The sequence below is a fragment of the Pseudomonas sp. Ost2 genome (assembly GCF_018326065.1).
GTDB classification, from domain to species: domain Bacteria; phylum Pseudomonadota; class Gammaproteobacteria; order Pseudomonadales; family Pseudomonadaceae; genus Aquipseudomonas; species Aquipseudomonas gingeri.
The window spans coordinates 5305835-5328620 of sequence record NZ_AP021904.1; the positions used below are offsets into that span (position 1 = coordinate 5305835).

The 22786-nt window shown below is 61.9% G+C and carries 24 protein-coding genes and 2 pseudogenes; 16 read left to right on the forward strand and 10 right to left on the reverse strand.

What is annotated here, in order from left to right:
- Positions 1–85 precede the first annotated feature (85 nt).
- Positions 86–1924 (reverse strand): long-chain-acyl-CoA synthetase, encoded by a 1839-nt coding sequence (locus KI243_RS23150; RefSeq protein WP_212809951.1) that lies wholly within the window; start codon positions 1922–1924, stop codon positions 86–88.
- A 380-nt stretch (positions 1925–2304) separates the two neighbouring features.
- Between KI243_RS23150 and KI243_RS23155 the strand changes: the two genes are divergently transcribed.
- Positions 2305–2577 (forward strand): DUF3509 domain-containing protein, encoded by a 273-nt coding sequence (locus KI243_RS23155; RefSeq protein ID WP_017129698.1) that lies wholly within the window; start codon positions 2305–2307, stop codon positions 2575–2577.
- Between the two features lie 88 nt (positions 2578–2665).
- On the opposite strand, the pseudogene KI243_RS33165 reads toward KI243_RS23155, so the two are convergent.
- From KI243_RS33165 to aroC, 4 genes and pseudogenes are all read right to left on the reverse strand, one after another.
- Positions 2666–2860, reverse strand: a pseudogene (locus tag KI243_RS33165) (helix-turn-helix transcriptional regulator); the annotation flags it as partial.
- A 402-nt stretch (positions 2861–3262) separates the two neighbouring features.
- A complete protein-coding gene (locus KI243_RS23165; protein WP_177086491.1) occupies positions 3263–3808 on the reverse strand; it encodes an acireductone dioxygenase in 546 nt (181 codons plus the stop codon).
- A gap of 25 nt (positions 3809–3833) precedes the next feature.
- A complete protein-coding gene (locus KI243_RS23170; RefSeq protein ID WP_177086489.1) occupies positions 3834–4988 on the reverse strand; it encodes an MFS transporter in 1155 nt (384 codons plus the stop codon).
- Positions 4988–6079, reverse strand: coding sequence for a chorismate synthase (gene aroC, locus KI243_RS23175; RefSeq protein WP_017129702.1), 1092 nt, complete (start codon positions 6077–6079; stop codon positions 4988–4990). Before aroC ends, KI243_RS23170 begins: the two co-directional genes overlap by 1 nt.
- An 82-nt stretch (positions 6080–6161) precedes the next feature.
- Between aroC and KI243_RS23180 the strand changes: the two genes are divergently transcribed.
- Both KI243_RS23180 and KI243_RS23185 read left to right on the forward strand, forming a co-directional pair.
- Positions 6162–7163 carry an alpha/beta fold hydrolase gene (locus tag KI243_RS23180; protein WP_212811249.1) on the forward strand — a complete coding sequence of 334 codons (1002 nt, stop codon included), beginning with the start codon at positions 6162–6164 and terminating at the stop codon, positions 7161–7163.
- 99 nt (positions 7164–7262) lie between these two features.
- Complete coding sequence (locus KI243_RS23185; protein WP_177086487.1) at positions 7263–8054, forward strand: hypothetical protein; 792 nt, start codon at positions 7263–7265, stop codon at positions 8052–8054.
- Positions 8055–8115: 61 nt separating this feature from the next.
- On the opposite strand, the gene prmB is transcribed toward KI243_RS23185, so the two are convergent.
- On the reverse strand, positions 8116–9024 hold the full coding sequence (gene prmB, locus KI243_RS23190; RefSeq protein WP_017129705.1) for a 50S ribosomal protein L3 N(5)-glutamine methyltransferase: 909 nt from the start codon (positions 9022–9024) through the stop codon (positions 8116–8118).
- 219 nt (positions 9025–9243) lie between these two features.
- Between prmB and KI243_RS23195 the strand changes: the two genes are divergently transcribed.
- From KI243_RS23195 to KI243_RS23215, 5 genes are all read left to right on the forward strand, one after another.
- Entirely contained in the window at positions 9244–9834 is a 591-nt protein-coding gene (locus tag KI243_RS23195; protein WP_177086485.1) for a cysteine hydrolase family protein, read from the forward strand.
- Positions 9835–9973: 139 nt separating this feature from the next.
- Positions 9974–10294: a hypothetical protein gene (locus tag KI243_RS23200; RefSeq protein ID WP_017129707.1), complete on the forward strand. Its 321-nt coding sequence runs from the start codon at positions 9974–9976 to the stop codon at positions 10292–10294.
- Positions 10295–10371: 77 nt separating this feature from the next.
- A complete protein-coding gene (locus KI243_RS23205; protein ID WP_017129708.1) occupies positions 10372–10929 on the forward strand; it encodes a Smr/MutS family protein in 558 nt (185 codons plus the stop codon).
- A 79-nt stretch (positions 10930–11008) separates the two neighbouring features.
- Positions 11009–11554: a GTP cyclohydrolase I FolE gene (gene folE, locus KI243_RS23210; RefSeq protein ID WP_017129709.1), complete on the forward strand. Its 546-nt coding sequence runs from the start codon at positions 11009–11011 to the stop codon at positions 11552–11554.
- A gap of 171 nt (positions 11555–11725) precedes the next feature.
- Positions 11726–12097: a glutathione S-transferase N-terminal domain-containing protein gene (locus KI243_RS23215; protein ID WP_017129710.1), complete on the forward strand. Its 372-nt coding sequence runs from the start codon at positions 11726–11728 to the stop codon at positions 12095–12097.
- Positions 12098–12109: 12 nt separating this feature from the next.
- Here KI243_RS23215 and KI243_RS23220 read toward each other — a convergent pair whose 3' ends face one another.
- From KI243_RS23220 to KI243_RS23230, 3 genes and pseudogenes are all read right to left on the reverse strand, one after another.
- Positions 12110–12505, reverse strand: coding sequence for a lysozyme inhibitor LprI family protein (locus KI243_RS23220; RefSeq protein WP_212809952.1), 396 nt, complete (start codon positions 12503–12505; stop codon positions 12110–12112).
- Positions 12506–12631: 126 nt separating this feature from the next.
- A pseudogene (locus KI243_RS23225) lies at positions 12632–13233 on the reverse strand (glutathione S-transferase family protein).
- Positions 13234–13243: 10 nt separating this feature from the next.
- A complete protein-coding gene (locus tag KI243_RS23230; protein WP_212809953.1) occupies positions 13244–14410 on the reverse strand; it encodes a PLP-dependent aminotransferase family protein in 1167 nt (388 codons plus the stop codon).
- Positions 14411–14493: 83 nt separating this feature from the next.
- Here KI243_RS23230 and KI243_RS23235 point away from each other — a divergent pair, with 83 nt between their 5' ends.
- The 3 genes from KI243_RS23235 to KI243_RS23245 all read left to right on the forward strand — a co-directional run bounded on the left by KI243_RS23235 (position 14494) and on the right by KI243_RS23245 (position 17233).
- A complete protein-coding gene (locus KI243_RS23235; RefSeq protein WP_042937185.1) occupies positions 14494–14934 on the forward strand; it encodes a MarR family transcriptional regulator in 441 nt (146 codons plus the stop codon).
- A gap of 257 nt (positions 14935–15191) precedes the next feature.
- Positions 15192–16541, forward strand: a complete 1350-nt coding sequence (locus KI243_RS23240; protein ID WP_212809954.1) for an NCS2 family permease — start codon at positions 15192–15194, stop codon at positions 16539–16541.
- Positions 16542–16606: 65 nt separating this feature from the next.
- The gene (locus tag KI243_RS23245) at positions 16607–17233 is read left to right on the forward strand and encodes a LysE family translocator (RefSeq protein ID WP_212809955.1); all 627 of its coding nucleotides are present in this window, start codon (positions 16607–16609) and stop codon (positions 17231–17233) included.
- A gap of 262 nt (positions 17234–17495) precedes the next feature.
- Here KI243_RS23245 and uraH read toward each other — a convergent pair whose 3' ends face one another.
- Positions 17496–17849 (reverse strand): hydroxyisourate hydrolase, encoded by a 354-nt coding sequence (gene uraH, locus KI243_RS23250; protein ID WP_042937186.1) that lies wholly within the window; start codon positions 17847–17849, stop codon positions 17496–17498.
- A gap of 409 nt (positions 17850–18258) precedes the next feature.
- Here uraH and puuE point away from each other — a divergent pair, with 409 nt between their 5' ends.
- From puuE to KI243_RS23275, 5 genes are all read left to right on the forward strand, one after another.
- A complete protein-coding gene (gene puuE, locus KI243_RS23255) occupies positions 18259–19185 on the forward strand; it encodes an allantoinase PuuE (protein WP_017129718.1) in 927 nt (308 codons plus the stop codon).
- Entirely contained in the window at positions 19182–19697 is a 516-nt protein-coding gene (gene uraD, locus KI243_RS23260) for a 2-oxo-4-hydroxy-4-carboxy-5-ureidoimidazoline decarboxylase (protein ID WP_017129719.1), read from the forward strand. The genes puuE and uraD overlap by 4 nt, the downstream gene beginning before the upstream one ends.
- Positions 19698–19775: 78 nt before the next feature.
- The gene (alc, locus tag KI243_RS23265; protein WP_017129720.1) at positions 19776–20771 is read left to right on the forward strand and encodes an allantoicase; all 996 of its coding nucleotides are present in this window, start codon (positions 19776–19778) and stop codon (positions 20769–20771) included.
- A gap of 120 nt (positions 20772–20891) precedes the next feature.
- Positions 20892–21392 carry an ureidoglycolate lyase gene (locus KI243_RS23270; protein WP_017129721.1) on the forward strand — a complete coding sequence of 167 codons (501 nt, stop codon included), beginning with the start codon at positions 20892–20894 and terminating at the stop codon, positions 21390–21392.
- Positions 21393–21443: 51 nt separating this feature from the next.
- The gene (locus KI243_RS23275) at positions 21444–22769 is read left to right on the forward strand and encodes a urate hydroxylase PuuD (RefSeq protein WP_212809956.1); all 1326 of its coding nucleotides are present in this window, start codon (positions 21444–21446) and stop codon (positions 22767–22769) included.
- Positions 22770–22786: the final 17 nt, after the last annotated feature.

Below are 22786 nucleotides of genomic sequence, written 5' to 3' on the forward strand. Positions count from 1 at the left end.
AGAAACTGGATAACTGATGGAGTCAGTTTCCCGAGCCTGAGTTTCCTTGTCATGCCTTATTTTTCAAGCATTTCCATAGACAGAATCAATAACGGAACTTGCCGGCATGAATATCCTCATGGACCTGTCCCGTCACCTGCACGTAGGTTTCCGAGCCGGGCAACCAGGCATAGATCGGATCCTCGCCGACTTTCCCGGGGTCGAACGCCTCGTCCCTGAGCCGGCCCTTCTGGTACTTGAAGGTTCCGGTGGTTTCCATCTTCAGCTTCACCCGCAGGAACAACGGCACCGCGTAGGGTGGCATCTGCTCCCGGGCAAAATTCAGCAGCTCGGTGAAATCCAGGGTCGCCAGTGACTCGGCGGGGGTGATCGCGGCCATGCCGGCACGCCCGTTGGTATTGCTGATTTCCACCCCGTAGGCCACCACTTCGGCGATATGCGGATGTTGCAGCAGGATGTTCTCCACTTCGGTGGTGGAGACGTTTTCGCCCTTCCAGCGATAGGAATCCCCCAGGCGATCGACGAACTGGGCGTGACCGAAGCCGATATCGCGCAACAGGTCGCCGGTATTGAAATAGCGGTCGCCTTTTTCGAACACATCGCACAGCACGACCTTCTGGGTCTTGGCCGACTCGGTGTAGCCGTCCAGCGGCGCCTTGTCATCGATCCTGGCCAGCAGCAGGCCCTGGCCGCCCTTGGGCACCTTGCGCATGAAACCATCGGCATCGCGCAACGGCGTGCCGCAATCCGGGGCGTATTCCACCAGAGCCCAGGACATCAGGGAAAAACCGATGGTGTTGTTGAAATTGAGCGCGTTGGTAAAACCGATATTGCCATCGCTTGCAGCATAGAACTCACTGATGTGATCGATGCCGAAGCGCTGCTTGAACTCGCGCCAGACGCCGGGTCGCAAGCCGTTGCCAATCATCTTGCTGACCTTGTTGTGCGCATCGCCGGGGCTGGGCGGCTGGTCGAGCAGGTAGCGGCACAACTCGCCGACATAACCCAGGGTCGTGGCATTGAAGCGCCGGGCCTCGTCCCAGAACTGGCTGGCGCTGAACTTGCGCCGGAAGGCGAACCCCGACGCCCCGGCAATCGCCGAGCCCCAGCACACGCACAGGCCCGTGGCGTGGTACAGCGGCAGCGTGCAATAGATGACGTCCTGCGGCCCCATGTCGAGGGCGATCAGGCCAAAACTGGCATAGGTCTTCATCCAGCGACCGTGGCGGAAAATCCCCGCCTTGGGCAGGCCGGTGGTGCCGGAGGTGTAGATGTAGAAACACGGGTCATTGCTGAAGATCTGCTGGCTGCTGGCCGGATTGGCATCGGACGCGCCGACGCTAGCGGCCATCAGGTTGTTCCAGCCCGCGGGTGCCTCGCCGGGGTCGGCGGCGGTGTCCTGGTCCGCCACGAAGTAATGCCGCGCCGGGTCGATCGCCACCTGCTCGCGCACCGCCGAATAGGCCTCCAGCAGTTCCGAACCGACCACCATCGCCACTGGCGAGACCAGGGTAATGCTGTGGACCAGGGCGCTCTGCGTCTGCGAGGTATTGAGCATCGCGCAGACGCCACCGACCTTGGCCACCGCCAGCACCGTCACCAGCAGTTCGATACGGTTCTCGATGAGGATCCCCAGCACATCGCCCTTGCCGATGCCCTGTGCGATCAGGTAGTGGGCGATACGATTGGCCCATTGATTGGCCTGTTGATAACTGAGGCTACGGTTGCCGTACAGCAGTGCCGGCCCCGACGGGTTGCGCGCAACGGCCTGCTCGAAACTCCAGCCGAGCCCGCAAGGCTGGTCGGGTTTCTTCACATTGGACAGCTTGAGCCCGCGGATCACCCGCGGCAGGGCTTTGGCAACGGTGGGCAGCTTGCAGAGCATCATGCCCCAGGTAATCACGTCGTCTGTTCGAACGTTCATGGGTCGCATCCTGTCTTTATTATTATCGAGCGAACGTCGCCTGGGAGGACAACCTCGCCAACATTCCTTGTCACAGCCGCAGGGCTTCGGCAGTTCCTTGAGGCCCGCCTCACCGCGAAAAATACGTCACCCCGCGCGAGGCTGTACACGAAGGTTTTGAAAAGTTTTGTATCCTCGATCGCGACTGCCGCACGCCTCGGCGACCAATGGGCAAAATGCAGGATGCACGATGGCTATTCTTGCAATTTGCACGATCCCTTGAAGTTCAATAAAACTTAAATCATTGATTTATATCGATTTTTTAAAACGACAATGCTGGCACAATCGCTGCACCTATCACTCCATGCCTAGCCATTCATGAGCTGACGGAGCTGATCGACATGAACCTGATCCAGGAAAAATTCTCTTCTGTGTTCTCCAACTACGAAGTAACGACCCAACCGCGTCCTGATGGTGGTGTGTTGCTGACGCTGCGTGGCAGCGATGGCAAGCAGGTCAAACGCTCGATTTCCTACGCCCAGTTGCATACCGCGGAACAACTGACCTGGGTGATCAGCGCGATTCGTCGCGATCTTGCCGGCGAGGCCAGCGAACTGCCGTCGATTTCCCTGCTGCAGAGCCAGAATCGCTTTGCCCTGCCAACCTATCACTGAAACCACGGCAGACATCCAGCCGCGGGTCGCGAACAGGGACGGAACCCACCGCTCCGACTTGCCGCCCGTGGCTCACTCCCTTATCCCCCTAAACCAGGCCACGATTAACCGCCTCGCCAACCGCGTGCGCGCGATTGCTCACCCCCAGCTTGTGATAGATGTTGCGCAAGTGAAACTTCACGGTGGCTTCCGACACGTTGCGGATCACGCTGATTTCCCAGACCGTCTTGCCCGCCCTCGCCCACCTGAGCACTTCCAGTTCCTTCTCGCTGAGGTTCTTGGCCTTGGAGAGACGGTTTCTCCTGGGCTTGCTCAAACCCGGCAGGAGTACCACCTGGACAACATCCTGTTTAAGCGGCTCCCCCAAATCCACAATGTCGACCGACCGGTGCCTGGGCGCGGGGCCGCCCCCGGCACTCAGCATCTTGGGAATGCTCATGTCTGTTTCTCCCTGTGAATTTCAATAAGTCGCGCGGCTGCCGCCAGGTCTCTCCGGCAACAAATGAACAACCATCAAAAAACAGAGAGTTACACAGAAGCGGGATTTAACAACCAACTACAAACACAAACAGGGATGGCCGACATTTCAATAGGTAACGTCCTACAACTTGAAACATGCAACTCTGACTCAAGCTTTAATCGTTCCTGCCGGCCATCACTTGTTTAATGTCGGTTCCCTGTAGATTCAGTCGTCAAGACGCGGGAAGTGACTGGCGATATCTTCACCGGTAAAACTGACCACTCGTCCTTCAGACTTGTCGAACAGGCGAATAACCACGCAACGCGGGTTATCCCCCATGTCGAACCAGTGACGTGTACCGGCCGGCAGCGAAACCAGATCGTTCCTCTCACACAACACGGCATAGACATAGTCGCCGATATGCAGGCTGAGCAAACCACGGCCGGCGACGAAGAAGCGCACTTCGCTGGCCGCGTGCTGCTGTTCAGCGAAGCCTGCCGCGCACAGCTCGGCAGACTGCGGATGGTCGCCGTCGAGGCTGATGACCTCGACGCTCACGCTACCGCGCTCGCTCATCAACTGGTCGATCTGCCCACGATAGGCGGCCAGCACCTCCTCGTGACCGGCACCCGCGCGAACGGGCGTCGTGGCTGGCAGGCGCTCGAAACGGACACCGTGTTCCGCCAGGGTCGAGGCAATGTCGTCGACATGGGTCAGGACCTTGTTGGGAAGATCCGGAGTGGCAACGGGGTAAACGGACAGGCTGCTCATGGGGCTCTCTTTCCTCGGTTCGGGCTCAGGGCCGATCCTCTTGCATGCGTGTGGCAATGATAATCGCGGCGGCCAGGGCCGCCAGGCTGGCGATACTGAACGTCAGGGTCGGTCCCAGGGCATTCCAGCTGTAGCCGGCGTACAAGGCGCCCAGGGCTCCACCGGTGCCGGACAGGGCGGCGTACAGCGCCTGGCCCTGCCCTTGCTGGCGCGCACCGAAGCTGCGTTGCACGAAATGGATGGCCGAGGCGTGGAAGCTGCCGAAGGTCGCGGCGTGCAACAGCTGGGCAAACAACAATACCCACAGGTGCTCGGCGAACGACCCCAGCAGCAGCCAGCGCAAGGCGGCCAGGAGAAAACTGGCCAGTAGCACCCGGCGCACGGAGAAACGCGTGAGAATCCGGCTCATGGCCAGGAACATCAGAACCTCCGCCACCACGCCCAGGGCCCAGAGCAGGCCGATCAGGCCACGGCTGTAGCCGAGATTGTCGAGGTGCAGGGTCAGGAAGGTGTAATAAGGGCCATGGCTCATCTGCATCAGCGCGACGCAGCCATAGAAGGCCAGTACCCCCGGACTGCGCAACTGCCTGAGAAAGCCTTCGCCCGCCGGCCGGTTGGCCTGGCTCACCGGCTGGGCATTGGGCACCCAGGCGCTGCTCAGGACGATACCGCTCATGATCACCACAATGGCCACCGGATAGATATCCAGGCTCAACCATTCGAACAGCCGCCCGAGCGCCACCACGGCAAGAATGAAACCGATCGAGCCCCACAGGCGGATCTGACTGTAGCGCGCGGCCTGGCCTTGCAGGTGCGCCAGGGTGATGACTTCGAACTGCGGCAGTACCGCATGCCAGAAGAACGCGTGCAGGGCCATCACCAGCGCCAGCCAAGCGTAGCTTTTGTCGAAGAAGATCAGTGAGAACGCCAGCAGGGTGCAGACCGCGCCGAAGCGCACGATCACCAGGCGCCGACCGGTGTAGTCACCCAGCCAGCCCCAGATGTTCGGCGCCACGCAGCGCATCAGCATGGGGATTGCCACCAGTTCGCCAATCCGCGCCGGGGCAAAGCCCAGGTGGTGGAAGTACAGCGCCAGGAACGGCGCCGTCGCCCCCAGCAGGGCAAAGTAGAACAGGTAGAAACCGGACAGCCGCCAGTAAGGGAGCGGCGCTCCCGACATTACAGCTGGCCCAGTACCGGGGTGCTCACGCGCACATCCGCATTCTGCCCGCGGTGACGCAGCAGGTGATCCATCAGCACAATCGCCATCATCGCTTCGGCGATCGGCGTGGCACGGATGCCGACGCACGGATCGTGGCGACCCTTGGTGATCACATCCACCGGATTGCCATGGATATCGATGGAGCGCCCCGGCGTGGTGATACTCGAGGTCGGCTTGAGCGCCAGGTGCGCGACAATCGGCTGTCCGGAGGAAATCCCGCCGAGAATGCCGCCCGCGTTGTTGCTGAGGAAACCTTGCGGCGTCAGTTCGTCGCGATGCTCGGTACCGCGCTGGGCCACGCAGGCGAAACCGGCGCCGATTTCCACGCCCTTGACCGCGTTGATGCTCATCAGCGCATGCGCCAGCTCGGCGTCGAGACGGTCGAAGATCGGCTCGCCCAGGCCGGGCATCACCCCTTCGGCGACCACGGTGATCTTCGCGCCGACCGAATCCTGGTCGCGACGCAACTGGTCCATGTAGGCTTCCAGCTCGGGCACCTTGTCCGGGTCGGGGCTGAAAAAGGCGTTCTGCTCCACCGACTCCCAGGTCTTGAACGGGATTTCGATCGGCCCCAGCTGGCTCATGTAGCCACGAACGACAATGCCCTGGCTCGCCAGGAATTTCTTCGCGATGGCACCGGCCGCCACGCGCATCGCGGTTTCCCGGGCCGAACTGCGGCCACCACCACGGTAGTCGCGCTCACCGTACTTGTGATGGTAGGTGTAGTCGGCATGGGCCGGGCGGAACAGGTCCTTGATCGCCGAGTAGTCCTTGGACTTCTGGTCGGTATTGCGGATCAGCAGGCCGATGGCGCAGCCGGTGGTGCGCCCTTCGAAGACCCCCGAGAGGATCTCCACTTCGTCGGCTTCCTGGCGCTGGGTGGTGTGCCGGCTGGTGCCGGGCTTGCGGCGGTCGAGATCACGCTGCAGGTCTTCCAGGGACAGCTCCAGGCCCGGCGGGCAGCCGTCGACAATGGCGACCAACGCCGGGCCATGGCTTTCGCCAGCGGTGGTGACAGTGAACAGCTTGCCGTAGGTATTGCCGGACATGCAGGGTGCTCCGCGAATCAGATCTAGATAACCGAGCGGCCCAGTATACGCAGGCTGTCCAAGTAGTTCATCCTCGAACCTTATCGGCGGTTGCGAGTCCAACCGACACCTTGTCCATAATGGCGTGATGATGCTACGTGTTTTGCTCCTTACCTTGACCCTGTTCAGCGGTTTCACCCAGGCCGGCGTGGTCCTGCAACGACCGATCAACCTCGACACCGGCAGCGGCGAGCTGTTCGGCTCGCTGCTGCTGCCGCAGTCCGACACGCCAGTACCGGTCGTGCTGATCGTGGCCGGCTCCGGCCCTACCGACCGCGATGGCAACAATCCGGACGGCGGGCGCAACGACAGCCTCAAGCGCCTGGCCTGGCTGCTGGCCAAGCACAATATCGCCAGCGTGCGCTACGACAAGCGCGGCGTGGCCGCGAGCCTGGCCGCCGCCCCCGATGAACGCAACCTGAGCGTCGAAAGCTACGTCGCCGATGCGGTGGCCTGGGGCGAGAAGCTCAAGGCCGACCCGCGCCTGGGGCCGCTGGTCCTGCTCGGCCACAGCGAAGGCGCGCTGATCGCCACCCTCGCCGCGCCGAAGCTGGAGGCCGCCGGAGTCATTTCCCTGTCCGGCAGCGGCCGTCCGGTGGACCAGGTGATCCGCCAGCAACTGGCCAACCGCTTGCCGCCGGCGCTGATGTTGCGCAGCAACGAACTGCTCGACAGCCTCAAGGCCGGGCGTCCGGACAACGATATCCCACCGCCGCTGGAGCCGATCTTCCGCCGCAGTGTGCAGCCCTACCTGATCAGCCTGTTCCGCCAGGATCCGGCGGTGGCCTTCGGCCAGTTGAAAATGCCGGCCCTGATCATCCAGGGGCGCAATGATATCCAGGTCAGCATCGCCGACGCACAGGACCTGAAGAACGCCAAGCCGGATGCGCAGCTTGTCCTGGTCGACGGCATGAATCATGTCCTGCGCATCGTGCCCAGGGACATCCAGCGCCAGCTGGCTTCCTACAATGCCCCGCAACAGCCCCTGGCCGCCGAACTGGAAGGACGGATTACCGCCTTTATCGACGGACTTGCTCGCCATTGAGATGATTTTGCGCTCCAGTCCTGACAGAAACGGCCGATAAGGCCATTGCCGGTATCGATATTGTTGCCGGCAAGCTGGACACGGACAGGATCTCGCCGAATGACTGATACCCAAGCGTCACCCGAAAGCAACGCCGCAGCCGCCGAACCCGCGCCGGTGGATCTGCCGTGGGCGGATGTGCAGCCCGAGCACTTCAAGATGTTGCGCCTGGCGCCGTTGACCACCGACCGGGCCACCGGTGGGCGGCCGCTGCGGTTTGTCCAGTTCGGCTATGCCGAGCGCAACAGCAAGGAACGCAGCCTGCTGCGCATGAATATCCAGTTGCCGGCGCAACGGGTACGCAAGGAACAGAACCATCTGGACATGTGGGTCGACCACACCACCAAGCGCGTGCATTTCGGCCCCGAAGGCGGCTTGCAGGTGGAACCGTGGAACCGTGGTATCGGTCGTTTCCTCGTGGCCCAGGCCGCGATCTGGGCGCAGAAGAAATGGTCGCACTACCGCGTCGATGGCGCGGCCTTGCAGAACAAGGACGCCCTGAACGAAGACACCCGCCTGCGCCGCGATCACTTCCTGCGGGTCCAGGGCTTCGACGTGGTCTACGCCGATCCCCAGCACCTCAAGGGCAGCTACAAGGACCTGCAGGTCGGCGAACTGCTGGCCCAGTGGAACACCGAGAAGCTGCAGTTCGTGGAAATCCTCGAAGCCGCGCAGATGCTGCAGAATGCCGAACAGAACCTGATGGAGCAGGAAGTGAAGCTGCGCCAGCAGGAAGAGCGGGTCAGCAAGTTCAAGCGCGAGGACAGCGGGCTGCGTTTCACCATCACTTGCCTGGTGGCCTTCGCGATGTTCCAGGCCGGGCTGTTGATCTGGATCGCCACGCACCGCTAGACGGATTTTCCTGACAAACCTGTGGGAGCCGGCAAGCCGGCCCGCACAAAGTGCCTGGCGATCAGACGCGCGAGGCGAACAACGCCTGGTGCTCGCGGCACTGTGGTGCCGTCAGCATGAACACCCCGTGCCCGCCGCGTTCGAAGTCCAGCCAGGCAAAATCCACTTCCGGGTACAAGGCTTCGACGTGGACCTGGCTGTTGCCCACCTCGACGATCAGCAGACCTTTCTCGGTCAGGTGATCCGCCGCTTCGGCGAGCATCCGCCGCACCAGGTTCAAACCATCCTCACCGCAGGCCAGGCCCAGCTCCGGCTCATGCTGGTACTCGTCCGGCATGTCGGCGAAATCCTCGGCATCGACATAGGGCGGGTTGGACACGATCAGGTCGAAGCGCTGTCCCGGCAGGCCGTCGAAGCCATCGCCCTGGACCGTGAACACCCGCTCATCGACGCCGTGGCGCTCGATGTTCTGGTTCGCCACTTCCAGCGCTTCGAAAGACAGGTCGGCCAACACCACTTCCGCCTGCTGGAACTCGTAGGCACAGGCAATGCCGATGCAACCCGAGCCCGTGCACAGGTCGAGGATTCGCGCTGGCTCCGCGCCCAGCCAGGGAGCGAAGCGGCTTTCGATCAGCTCGCCGATCGGCGAACGCGGGATCAGCACGCGCTCGTCGACGATGAACGACAACCCGCAGAACCAGGCTTCGCCCAGCAGATAGGCGGTCGGCACCCGATCCTCGATACGACGCTTGAGCAGATGCTGCAGATGCGTCAGCTCGTCGTCCTCCAGGCGGCAGTCCAGATAGCTGTCGGCGATTTCCCAGGGCAGGTGCAACGCGCCCAGCACCAGTTGGCGTGCCTCGTCCCAGGCGTTGTCGGTGCCATGACCGAAAAACAGATCCGCGCCATGGAAACGGCTGACAGCCCAACGGATGTGGTCGCGCAGGGTGCGCAGGCGGGAAGTGATCACGGGTAGACTCCTGAAAAAACGACGGGCGATTCTAACAGCCAAACGGACGTCGGGTGGAAACAAGGCAAAAAGACATCATGGCGTGGCTTTTCGGCCTCCGGCAAACACCCCTTGACACGGCTACAGGCCAGTAACCACGCCGCCTGCGCGGGTAGCGATTCACATACGCGCTCAGCCGGAGGACAATGCGGCAAAAGCCCCACTCAAAGGAGCCCCAGAATGTCCGTTCCAAAGACGATGTTTCAACTCAGCGGCCGTGGTTATGCAGCAGCCAATCTGAACCATGCCAGCCTGTTGATCATCGATGCCCAGAAAGAATACCTCAGCGGCCCGCTCGCGCTGTCCGGCATGCAGGCTGCCGTCGACAACATCAAGCAGTTGGTCGCTGCTGCCCGTGCGGCCGGCCGGCCGATCGTGCATATCCGTCACCTGGGCACCGTTGGCGGGTTGTTCGACCCGCAGGGCGAACGCGGCGAATTCATTCCCGGCCTCGAGCCCCAGGGTGACGAAACCCTGATCGGCAAGCTGCTGCCGAGCGCCTTCCACGGCACCGGCCTGGAGAAACACCTGCAGGAACTCGGCTCGCTGGACCTGATCGTCTGCGGCTTCATGAGCCACTCCAGCGTCAGCACCACCGTCCGCGCCGCCAAGAACCTGGGCTTTCGCTGCACCCTGGTGGAAGACGCCTGTGCCACCCGCGACCTGCCCTACAAGGGCGAGATCATCAGTGCCGAGCAGGTCCAGCGCACTGAAATGGCGATCATGGCCGATAACTTCGCCACCCTGGCTTTGACCCGAGACCTGATCTGAGCCCGAGGATGGGTCGTCCTCGCGACCGCCCATCCGTTACAGGTGCCGAACCACCCGCCATTTGCCGATTTCCCAACCGCGTCAGGAACAAGCCGACCATCTCCCGGTCGAAGGGCCGATACTCATAGAGGAAATCGGAATGAAGATATCCGATGGTTTTGACGCTCGCCGACTGCGCCCCAAGGGCCAGAGCAACTGGCGTTCGCGCTTGGGCGCCGGTTTCGCGGCGCTGTTGGCAACCTTCGGGGTGCTGCTGGCCATGGCCGGTGCCGCCAGCCTGTTGGGACACGCCCCGGCCATGGGCGATCTGAACGCCACCACCACCGGTTCGGCGGTCATCCTGGTGGTGGGCCTGCTGGTGCTGTACTGCGGTGTCTGGCTCTGGCGGCGCAGCCGTCGCCGGACACGCCGCAACCAGGCGCTCAACATGGCGCCGCACCTGATGAAAAAGCACGACTGACACCTGCCTTCCGGGGAATCTGCCTGTGACTTGAGCCATGCGACTTGGGTAAACTGGCGGTTCCTGCGGAGACTGACATGCAAGACGACGATTTTTCCCTGTTCAAAAGCGAAATCCGCGGTGTAAAGCCGATCAAGCACGATCGTGCCGATACCGGCAAACCCAAATCCGACCGCGCGCAACTGGCCAAGCTACGCCAGGCGGCGACAGTGCGCAGCGAATCCACCACGGTGGACGGCCTGTCCGACCAGTTCGTCATCGATGTCGGCCCCGAGGACGACCTGCACTGGTCCCGTGACGGCGTGCAGGAAAGCCAGATGCGCAAGCTCAAGGCCGCGCAGATTCCTTTCGAAGGCAGCCTCGACCTGCACGGCATGAGCGTGGAAAAGGCCCGGGAAACCCTCTGGGCATTCCTGGCCGAAGCGACGAAATTCGAAATCCGCTGCGTGCGCGTCACCCACGGCAAGGCCGTGCGCCTGGACGGCAAGCGCCCGATGATCAAGAGCCACGTCAACACCTGGCTGCGCCAGCATGCCCAGGTGCTCGGTTTCACCTCCTGCCAGCCGAAGCATGGCGGCGCCGGCGCGGTGTATGTGATGCTCAAGCGCACCATGATGGAAGGTCGCGACGAGTAACCGGACTGTCATCGAATTTGCAGGCGGCTGCCAGCCACCGTATCCTTGCTCCTTTGCGCAGACTCCCACAGGTAGCTTCATGTCCCTGGAACAAAACTATACGGCGATTCTCGGCCAACTCGGCGAGGACGTCTCCCGCGAGGGCCTGCTGGACACGCCCAAGCGCGCCGCCAAAGCCATGCAGTACCTTTGCCGCGGTTACGAACAGACCCTGGAAGAAGTCACCAACGGTGCCTTGTTCAGTTCCGACAACAGCGAAATGGTGCTGGTCAAGGACATCGAGCTCTACTCGCTGTGCGAACACCACCTGCTGCCGTTCATCGGCAAGGCTCATGTCGCCTATATCCCGAGCGGCAAGGTACTGGGCCTGTCGAAGGTCGCGCGGATCGTCGACATGTATGCCCGACGCCTGCAGATCCAGGAAAACCTGAGCCGCCAGATCGCCGATGCGGTCCAGCAGGTGACCGGCGCCCTGGGCGTGGCCGTGGTGATCGAAGCCAAGCACATGTGCATGATGATGCGCGGCGTGGAAAAGCAGAACTCGTCGATGATCACCTCGGTGATGCTCGGTGAGTTCCGTGAAAACGCCGCGACCCGCAGCGAGTTCCTGGCGCTGATCAAGTAAAGGATTGTCCGAGATCGATGCTTTTGTGTGGGAGCGGGCTTGCCCGCTAAGCTTTTGGCGGCCCCAAGACCCTGTTCGTCGGGGTGCCGCCCAGACCAAGCCCGCTCCCACATGACCACAAGCCCTCTCAGACAAGCTTCCCTCTTCTTTCTCCGCCCGCGAGGCTATACCGTGTTCGTCAAAGCACTTCGAGTCGGCCTCGGCCAACTGATCATCTTCATCGATTTCCTCACCCGCCCACGCAAGCAACAGCGCCCCGCTGCGGACCAGGCCAAGGTCGACGCCGCCGCCCGCAACCTGACCCTGTATCAGTTCCACGCCTGCCCGTTCTGCGTGAAGACCCGCCGCACCCTCCGTCGCCTGAACCTGCCGGTGGCACTGCGGGACGCGAAGAACAACGAACAGGATCGACAGACCCTGCTCGAACAGGGCGGCAAGATCAAGGTGCCGTGCCTGCGTATCGAAGAAAACGGCCAGACCACCTGGATGTACGAGTCCAAGGTGATCATCGACTACCTGGACAAGCGCTTTTCCGCCGCCTGAGGTCGGTGCCAGTCAGTTCGGGCACTGATCGTATTCGCTCCGACACTCGGTGTAGGCCTTCAACTGCGCCACGCGCTGCTGGGTCAACGCGGTCTTGCACTGCAGGTTGACCATCGGCCACATCGAACCGCCATCCGCCGGCTTCCCGGTCTGATACAGGCAGTCGGCATCACGGAAGGCCAGCCACTTGCGCTGGGCATCCTTGAGCGCATCCCTGGACGCCGGGGTCTTCAGGTAGTCCATCTGGATCTTGTAGTACTTGTTCAGGTCGTCGTCGGCCTTCTTGAATGCCTTGCCCGCACACTCGTTCATCGACGCCTGGTTGGCATCGCAATCGTCGGCCGCCTGTGCCCCGGCGGCCAGGCCCAACAGACCGAAAGTCAAAAACGCTACGACTGGATACTTCATGGACGACACCCCGTTCAGTGGATAGGCAATCAGGTTTCCGATAGGACCTCGGCAGCGACAAAAGTGCCTGCGCCGGCAAAAATAAACCGGCCCTGAGGCCGGTTTAAGTGTTTCCGGATTTACCGGTCAATCCAGCATCCCGACATGCTTCGGATGACTGGCCACCCGTTGCAACCAGGCCTGGATACCCGGATAGAGACTCAGGTCGAAGCCCCCTGGTGGGCGACATGGGTATAGGCGTACAAGGCGATGTCGGCGATCGAATAATGCTCGCCCACCAGGTACGGGGTGTGCTGAAGCTGCTTCTCCATCACCTTCAATGCCTTGTGCCCGCGCTTCTGCAACTTGAGGTATTCCTCCCGGCGCTCCTCCGGCAAGCCCAGGTAGAACTCGATGAAGCGTGCCACCGCGATATAGGGCTCATGACTGTACTGCTCGAAAAACTGCCACTGCAGCACCTGGGTGCGCAAGCGCGGCTCGGTAGGCAGGAACTCGCTGCCATCGGCGAGGAAGTTGAGAATCGCATTGGACTCCCACAGGCAGGTGCCGTCTTCCAGCTCCAGTACCGGCACCTTGCCGTTGGGGTTCATCGCCAGGAATTCCGGCGTCTCGGTGTCACCCTTGAGGATGTCCACCGGGTGCCAGCGATACTCCTGCCCCAGCAGGTGCAGCATCAGTTTGATCTTGTAGCAATTGCCCGACTGGTAATCGCCATAAACCTTGTACATGGCCCTCCCCTTAAGCCGCTTGTGCGGCCTGTGCATGACGTACGACAGCGGCCAGGCGCCTGAGACCTTCGTCCAGGCGCTCCGGCGCGATATGACTGAAATTAAGACGAAGATTACCCGGATTACGCTCCGGTTCGGCAAAAAAAGGTTCGCCGGGCATAAAGGCGACATCCCGGGCCAGGGCGGCGTCGAGCAAGGTGCGGGTGTCCAGGGGTTGCCTGAGGGTCAGCCAGAAGAACAATCCGCCCTGGGGCACCTGCCAGTCGGCGAGGTCGGCGAAGTGTTTTTCCAGGGCCAGGGCAAAGGCATCCCGCCGGACCCGATAGAAGTCACGCAACTCCAGCAGGTGCCGGCGATACTTTTCCGTGCCGATCCATTGCAGCGCCTGCCATTGCCCGACGCGATTACTGTGCAGGTCCGCCGACTGCTTGAGTTTGAGCAGGTGCGCAAACAGATCCGGGCTGGCGATCAGGTAACCGACACGCAAGCCCGGGGCCAGGGTCTTGGACACGGTGCCGGTGTAGACCCAGCTCGCCCGCCGCAGGCGGCCGGCAATGGGCACGGCGTCGACGCCATCGTAGCTGAGTTCGCGATAGGGCTCGTCTTCGATCAGGGTCACGCCGAATTCGTCCAGCAATGCCGCGACACCGGCACGCTTGGCTTCGCTGTAGCAGACGGCGGACGGATTCTGGAATGTCGGGATCAGGTAGATAAACGCCGGCCGATGCTTTTCCAGGCGGGCCCGTAGTTGCAGCAGGTCCGGACCGTCCTGCTCCTGGGGAATGCCCAGGCAATCGGCACCGAACAACTGGAAGATCTGCAAGGCCGCCAGATAGGTCGGCGCTTCCATGAAGATCTCGGTGCCCTTGTCGATATGCAGCTTCGCCACCAGGTCGAGGGTCTGCTGGGAACCGCTGACCACCAGCACCTGGCTGGCCTGGCAATTGATCCCCAGCGCCCGCGCCTCGGCCGCCAGTGCCTCACGCAAGGCCGGCTCGCCCTCACTCATGCCGTACTGCCCCATGGTCACCGGCATGCCATCCCATTCCAGCTTCGGCAGCATCGCCTCGGCCGGCAGCCCACCGGCGAACGACATCACTTCGGGACGCTGGGCGGCGGCGAGGATTTCACGGATCAGGGAGCTTTTGAGGCGCGTAACACGTTCGGAGAAGGCCATAAAGAGTCACCGGTAGCAAAGTGAGAGACAAATACGTCAAACTACTTGACCGAAATTACGACGCCGCGAGCCAATACGTCAATATGCTTGACCTTAAAAATTCCAATACCCAACAAGACGCCATGGAAGCGTTCTTCTTCGGCTACCAGGCATTCACCGCCAAGGCCGACGAAATGCTCGAACGCCGTGGCTTGAGTCGGGTACACCAACGGATCGTGTTTTTCATCGCGCGCTACCCGGACCTCAGCGTCAAGGAACTGCTGGGGCAACTGGGTGTGAGCAAACAGGCGCTGAACATGCCGCTGCGCCAGTTGACCGAAATGGACCTGGTGCAAAGCGTTGCGTCCCCCACGGACAAGCGCAAGCGTCTGCTGTGCCTGACCGCCGATGGGATCAGCCTGGAAGAATCGTTGCGCCGCGAGCAGGTCAAGTTGCTGCAGAAGGCCTTTGCCCAGGCCGGCGAAGCCGCCGTGGATGGCTGGATGGCGGTCAACCGGGCCCTGGGCGACAGCCGCCCGACCTGATCCCCTCCCCTTGTTTGATCGCCTCCCACGCTGCAGCGTGGGAACGATCGACACCTGGCTATATAGCGCGTCCGCGCAATCCATCGCACACAAAAACAAAAACATTATTTGCTTTATTTGTATACAAAAGCATAATTCGCTTCGTGCGAGTTCTTGACCTATCGGTCAACAAAACCCGTACTGCCTCAAAGAGCCGCTGCCCACGATCACGTGTCCGGCTCTGGAAATAACAATAAAACTCTTGAGGAGTACTCGCTGTGGAAAGCCGCAAATCCGAAGCCCCCACGCTGGATCTCTCGCCGCCGTCGAGCACTGGCCTGCTCGAACGTCTGTTCAAACTGAGGCTGCATGGCACCACGGTGAAAACCGAACTGATTGCCGGTGTGACCACCTTCATCACCATGGCCTACATCATCTTCGTCAACCCCAACATCATGGCCGACGCCGGCATCGACCACGGTGCGGCCTTTGTCGCCACCTGCATCGCCGCCGCCCTCGGCTGCCTGTTGATGGGGCTCTACGCCAACTGGCCGGTAGGCCTGGCCCCGGGCATGGGGCTGAACGCCTTCTTCACCTATACCGTGGTCGGCACCATGGGTTACCACTGGGAAACCGCCCTCGGCGCGGTCTTTATCTCCGGCGCACTGTTCATGGCCCTGACCCTGTCGCGCATCCGCGAGTGGCTGCTCAACAGCATTCCGGTCAGCCTGCGCCATGCGATGGGCGCCGGCGTCGGCCTGTTCCTCGGCGTCATCGGCCTGAAAACCGCCGGGATCGTCGTCGCCAGCCCCGCCACCCTGATCAGGCTCGGCGCCCTGCATGAGCCCGGCCCGCTGCTGGCCGCCATCTGCTTCCTGATGATCGCGATCCTCAGCTACCACCGGGTCTTCGGCTCCATCCTGATCAGCATCATCACCGTCACCCTCGCAGGCTGGGGCCTGGGCCTGGTGGAATACCAAGGCATCTTCTCCACCCCGCCAAGCCTGGCCCCGACGTGGATGGCCATGGACCTGGCCGGCGTGTTCAACGTCAGCATGATCAGCGTGGTACTGGCCTTTCTCTTCGTCCATATGTTCGACACCGCCGGCACCCTGATGGGGGTCGCCCAGCGCGCCGGCCTGGTCAATGCGGACGGTCGTATCGAGAACCTGTCGCGGGCGATGAAAGCCGACAGCGTCTCCAGCGTCTTCGGTGCGGTAGTCGGTGTTCCGCCCGTCACCAGCTATGTGGAAAGTGCTGCCGGCGTTGCCGCTGGTGGTCGGACTGGTCTGACCTCTGTTACTGTAGGCATACTGTTTGTGGCGGCCATGTTCTTTGCCCCGCTGGCTGGCATGATCCCTGCCTACGCGACCGCGGGTGCATTGATTTACGTGGCCATGCTGATGATGAGCGGCATGGCGCATATCGAGTGGGACGATGCGACGGACAGCATTCCGGCGATCGTCACCGCGATCATGATGCCGCTGACTTTTTCGGTCGCCGACGGAATCGCCCTGGGATTTATCACCTACGTGGCGCTGAAGGCCGGGACCGGCAAGTTCAAGGATATTTCCGTCAGCCTGTGGGTGTTGTGCGCCATTTTTATCGCCAAGTTCATCTTCCTCTAGGAAGACCCTGGCGGTAGTAGCCAGCCCCGCTTCGGCGGGGCTTTTGTACATGAGGGAGAAACCCGATGAGTCTGGAAACCTGGTTGTTGTTCAGCGCCGCCGCCCTGGTGGTGATTCTTATCCCCGGGCCGCTGTCGCTGCTGATGATCAGCAACAGCCTGAACTATGGATTGCGTCGTTCATACCCGGCCTTTCTCGGTGGTGTCAGCGCCTCGATCTGCCTGCTGAGCGCCTCGGCCCTGGGTCTCGGGGCGTTGCTGCTGGCCTCGGAACAGCTGTTCAGCGCCCTGAAGATCGTCGGGGCCCTGTACCTGTTCTATCTCGCCTGGCAGAGCTGGCAGCAGTCGCGCCAGCCCGCACAGGCGGCGAATGTGCCCGAAATCGCGCCGGCACCACGCTTTCGTGCCCTGTTCGGGCGCGCTTTCGTACTGGGCGCAAGCAATCCCAAGGACATCCTGTTCTTTGCCGCGTTCCTGCCACAGTTTCTCAAGGCCGATGAACCCTTTCTCGGCCAGTTGCTGGTGATGATCATCACCTGGACCCTGCTCGACCTGCTCTGCGAGCTGACCTACGGCCTCGGTGCCCATGGCGCGGCGCGTTATCTGCGCAGCGGCAAGGGGCAGAGCTGGTTCAACCGGATCAGTGCCGGGTTGTTCAGCGGGGCGGGAGCGGCGTCGTTGTTGAGCCGTTAGATGGATGCGGGCGATACCGGCCTCTTCGCGGGCAAGCCCGCTCCCACAAGTGTGGCGCCAGGCACCTGTTCTGTATGCATCGCGGACCTGTGGGAGCGGGCTTGCCCGCGAAAGGGCCGGGACTGGCGACACAGCCCCCCCGGAGAACATTGATCGGTCGTTGCCACGCGGCGCAGGGACACGATCATTCGGCAAGACATAAAAAAGCCCGCAGTGTGCGCGGGCAAGGTGACCAAAGAAGTTGTGCAGCGCCTTGGGGGATCTAACTTCCTCGGTAGGTCGAATAACTGTAGGGCGATATCAACAAGGGGACGTGATAGTGCTCCTGCTCGGCGCTGATGCCGAAGCGCAGCACCACCACGTCGAGAAAGGCCGGCTCCGGCAGCGTCACGCCACGGGCCCGATAGTAGTCACCGGCATGAAACTGCAACTGATAGACCCCGGAACGGTAATCGTCCCCCTGCAGCAGCGGTGCATCGCAGCGTCCGTCGCTGTTGGTCAGGGTGCTGGCGACCCGTTCCAGCCGTGCGCCCTCGACCCGATACAGCTCGACCTTGATCGAACTGCCGGGGCAGCCATGTGCGGCATCCAAAACATGCGTAGTCAAACGTCCCATTGCTTCTGCGTGCCCGCCTGCCCTGCTGGCAGACCGGGCCTCGCGCCTCCCGGAGTCAGTGGATAAAGGAGATGCCGCACGGCGCGGGAAAGCCCCGGGCGTGTGGCGATAAAATGATTAAGACATTTTTAATAAAAATTGTACACAATAAATTTTGCACTTTTCAGCGCCCTTTTCGAACACTGCTAATCTTGGCAGAAAGCCCATGGATAGAAGACCTTTCATCCATTAGCTGACCGATCAGGCAGATTTCTTGCAGCGAATCGAACAGGCTTTTTCTGGCAGAAATGGAAAAAAACGGGCTTACAAAGTGAATATAAAGTTGTATACAATCGTTCCATCGCTGTGACGCCACCCGGTCTGACGGGACGCCACGCAATCGTCACCACGAACAAGAAGGAAGACTGCAGTGAGCGCTGACTATCCACGCGACCTGATCGGTTACGGCAGTAACCCTCCTCACCCCCATTGGCCGGGCAATGCCCGTATCGCCTTGTCCTTCGTGCTCAACTACGAAGAAGGCGGCGAGCGCAACATCCTGCACGGCGACAAGGAGTCCGAATCCTTCCTCTCGGAGATGGTCGCGGCGCAACCGCTGCAGGGCGAACGCAACATGAGCATGGAGTCGCTCTACGAGTATGGCAGCCGTGCCGGCGTCTGGCGGATCCTCAAGCTGTTCAAGACCTTCGACATCCCGCTGACGATCTTTGCCGTGGCCATGGCCGCCCAGCGTCACCCGGACGTCATCCGCGCCATGGTCGAGGCCGGTCACGAGATCTGCAGCCACGGCTACCGCTGGATCGACTACCAGTACATGGACGAGGCGCAGGAACGCGAGCATATGCTCGAAGCCATCCGCATCCTCACCGAAGTCAGTGGCGAGCGGCCGCTGGGCTGGTACACCGGCCGTACCGGGCCGAACACCCGCAGGCTGGTGATGGAAGAAGGCGGTTTCCTCTATGACTCGGACACCTACGACGATGACCTGCCCTACTGGGAACCGAACAACCCGACCGGCAAGCCGCACCTGGTGATTCCGTACACCCTCGACACCAACGACATGCGCTTCACCCAGGTCCAGGGTTTCAACCAGGGCGACGATTTCTACCAGTACCTCAAGGACGCCTTCGACGTGCTCTACGCCGAAGGCGCCGAGGCGCCGAAAATGCTTTCCATCGGCCTGCACTGCCGATTGATCGGGCGTCCGGCACGCCTGGCCTCGCTGCGGCGCTTCATCGAATACGTGAAGGGCTTCGACCAGGTCTGGTTCACGCGCCGGGTCGATATCGCCCGCCACTGGCACACCACCCATCCGTACCAGGAGCCGGTGCAATGAGTGCTTTCCAGACCCTCAAGCCATCGACCCTGAGCCGCGCGGCCTTTGTCGAGGCCTTCGCCGATATCTACGAACATTCGCCATGGGTCGCCGAAAAGGCCTTCGACCTCGGCCAGGACAGCGGTATCGACCAGATCGAAACCCTGCACCGGCGCATGAGCGACATCCTGTTGAGCGCCGATCACGCCAGCCAGCTGGCACTGATCAACGCCCACCCGGACCTGGCAGGCAAAGCCGCCGTCCAGGGCCAGCTTACCGAAGCCAGCACCCATGAACAGGCTGGCGCCGGTATTCACCAATGCACGGCCGAAGAGTTCCAGCGCTTCACCGAGCTGAACGAGGCCTACAAGGCCAGGTTCAAGTTTCCCTTCATCATGGCGGTAAAAGGCAGCAACCGGCATCAGATCCTCGCCGCGTTCGAAACACGCATCCACAACCCGGTGGACACCGAGTTCAGGTGCGCCCTGGCGGAGATCAACAAGATCGCCCTGTTCCGTTTACTGACCCTATAGCGACCTTGGCCCGAGCACCGAAGGTGCCCAGGGCCCTGCGAGCATCCCCAGCCACTTATTCAAAGGCAGACAAGAAGAATGAAAGCTTACGCCGTACCTTTCGAGAAATTCGTCAACCTGGCCGACGCACGCCTGGGTACCAAGATCATTTCCGTCACCGACGACTGGTTCGCCGACGCCAACCGCCTGTTCCAGCCGACCCCGGCTGTCTGGAAGGAAGGCGTGTTCGATGACAACGGCAAGTGGATGGACGGCTGGGAATCGCGCCGCAAGCGCTTCGAAGGCTACGACAGCGCTGTGATCCGCCTGGGCGTGCCCGGTTCGATCAAGGGCGTGGACATCGACACCTCATTCTTCACCGGCAACTACCCGCCGTCGGCCTCGCTGGAAGCCTGCTTCCTCGCCGAAGGCGAACCGGACGACAACACCCAGTGGGTCGAAGTGCTGTCCGCCGTCGAGCTCCAAGGCAACAGTCACCACTACCATGAAATCGGCAACGACCAGGCCTTCAGCCACCTGCGTTTCAATATCTACCCGGACGGTGGCGTGGCCCGCCTGCGGGTCTACGGCATCCCCTACCGCGACTGGTCGGCCGTGGGCGACAACGAACAGATCGACCTCGCCGCCGCCCTCAACGGCGGTCGTGCCCTGGCCTGCTCCGACGAGCACTTCGGACGCATGAGCAACATCCTCAACCCGGGCCGTGGCATCAACATGGGCGACGGCTGGGAAACCGCTCGTCGTCGTACCCCGGGCAATGACTGGGTGATCGTTGCCCTGGGCCATCCGGGCGAGATCGAGAAGATCATCGTCGATACCTTGCACTTCAAGGGCAACTACCCCGACAGCTGCTCGATCCAGGCGGCCTTCGTCAAGGGCGGCACCGACAGCCAGATCGAGACCCAGAGCCTGTTCTGGCGCGAACTGCTGCCGAGCCAGAAACTGGAAATGCACGCCGAACACACCTTCGCCGAACAGATCAAGGCCCTGGGACCGATCACCCATATCCGCCTGAACGTGTTCCCCGATGGTGGCGTGAGCCGTCTGCGAGTCCTCGGCAAGGTCGCCAGGTAAGCGATGACCCCGATCGCAGGCAAGCCGGCTCCCACAGCAGAACGCGTTGCAAATGTGGGAGCGGGCCTGCCCGCGATGACGATAGAACAAACAACACAGAATTCGGATAAGAAGACAGCCATGCGCACACTGATGATCGAACCCCTGAGCAAAGAAGCCTTCGCCCCTTTCGGTGACGTGATCGAAACCGACGGCAGCGATCACTTCATGATCAACAACGGTTCGACCCAGCGCTTCCATCGTCTGGCCACGGTAGAAACCGCGACGCCCGACGACAAGGCGATCATCAGCATTTTCCGCGCCGACGCGCTGGACATGCCGCTGACCGTACGCATGCTCGAACGCCATCCGCTGGGCAGCCAGGCTTTCATCCCGCTGCTCGGCAACCCCTTTCTGATCGTGGTCGCGCCACTTGGCGATGCACCTGTATCAGGTCTGGTCCGCGCCTTCGTCAGCAATGGCAGGCAGGGCATCAATTACCATCGCGGCGTCTGGCACCACCCGGTGCTGACGATCGAAAAGCGGGATGACTTCCTGGTGGTTGATCGCAGTGGCAGTGGCAATAACTGCGATGAGCATTTCTTCAAAGAGGATGAGTACCTGATCCTCGCCCACCAATAAGAGAAGGTCTGATCACTCCCGAAAAAGAGTGACAGGCGAGAGGTAAAGACTGTGGAAGCACATCTGTTGGAATGGCTGAACCTGAGCGTGCGCTGGGTTCACATGATCACCGGCGTCGCCTGGATCGGCGCGTCGTTCTACTTCGTCTGGCTGGAGAACAACCTCAACCAGGCCAACCCCAGGGACGGCCTGGCCGGCGACCTCTGGGCCATCCATGGCGGCGGCATCTACCACCTGGAAAAATACAAGCTGGCCCCACCGACCATGCCGGACAACCTGCACTGGTTCAAATGGGAAGCCTACTTCACCTGGATGTCGGGGATCGCCCTGCTCTGCGTGGTGTTCTACTCCAATCCCGTGCTCTACCTCGTGGCCCCCGGCAGCGGCCTGAGCGGTCCCGAAGGCGTCGCCATCGGCATCGGCGCGTTGATCGCCGGCTGGTTCGTCTACGACTTCCTCTGCGACTCGGCCCTGGGCAAGCGCCCGGCCCTGCTCGGCTTCATCCTGTTCGTCCTGCTGATCGCCGCGGCCTACGGCTTCAGCAAGGTGTTCAGCGGACGCGGGGCATACCTGCACGTCGGCGCGATCATCGGCACCATCATGGTCGGCAATGTCTTCCGCATCATCATGCCGGCCCAGCGCGCCCTGGTGGCGGCGATCGCCGAGAACCGCACACCGGACCCGGCGCTGCCGGCCAAGGGCCTGCTGCGCTCACGGCACAACAACTACTTCACCCTGCCGGTGCTGTTCATCATGATCAGCAACCATTTCCCGAGCACCTACGGCAGCCAGTACAACTGGTTGATCCTGGCCGGGATCGCGGTACTGGCGGTACTGGTACGGCACTACTTCAACACCCGCCACGACAGCCACAGGTTCGCCTGGACCTTGCCGGTCGCGGCGCTGGGCATGATCTGCCTGGCCTATGTCACCGGGCCCGCCTCGAACCCCGGCGCACCGCAGGTGGCCAAGGCACCGGCGAAGATCGAGTACCAGCCGCTGCCGGAAACCGCCCTCGGCGGTGGCCTCAAGCCGGCACCGGCGGCTGAACCGGGCGCTCCGTCGACACCTGCCGCGCCGGCACCGGCACAAGCGGCGAACAGCGCGGCCGGCGATATCGCCTTCGACAAGGTCCACAGTGTGATCCAGGAACGTTGTGCGGTGTGTCATTCGGCCAGGCCCACCAGCCCGCTGTTCAGCACCGCCCCGGCCGGGGTGATGTTCGACACCCCGCAACAGATCCAGCAACTGGCCCCGCGGATCCAGGCCCAGGCCGTCGCGAGCCAGATCATGCCCCTGGGCAATATCACCCAGATGACCCAGCAGGAACGTGACCTGATTGGCGCCTGGATCAACCAGGGGGCACGTACCAACTGAAGCCGATGTGGCGAGCT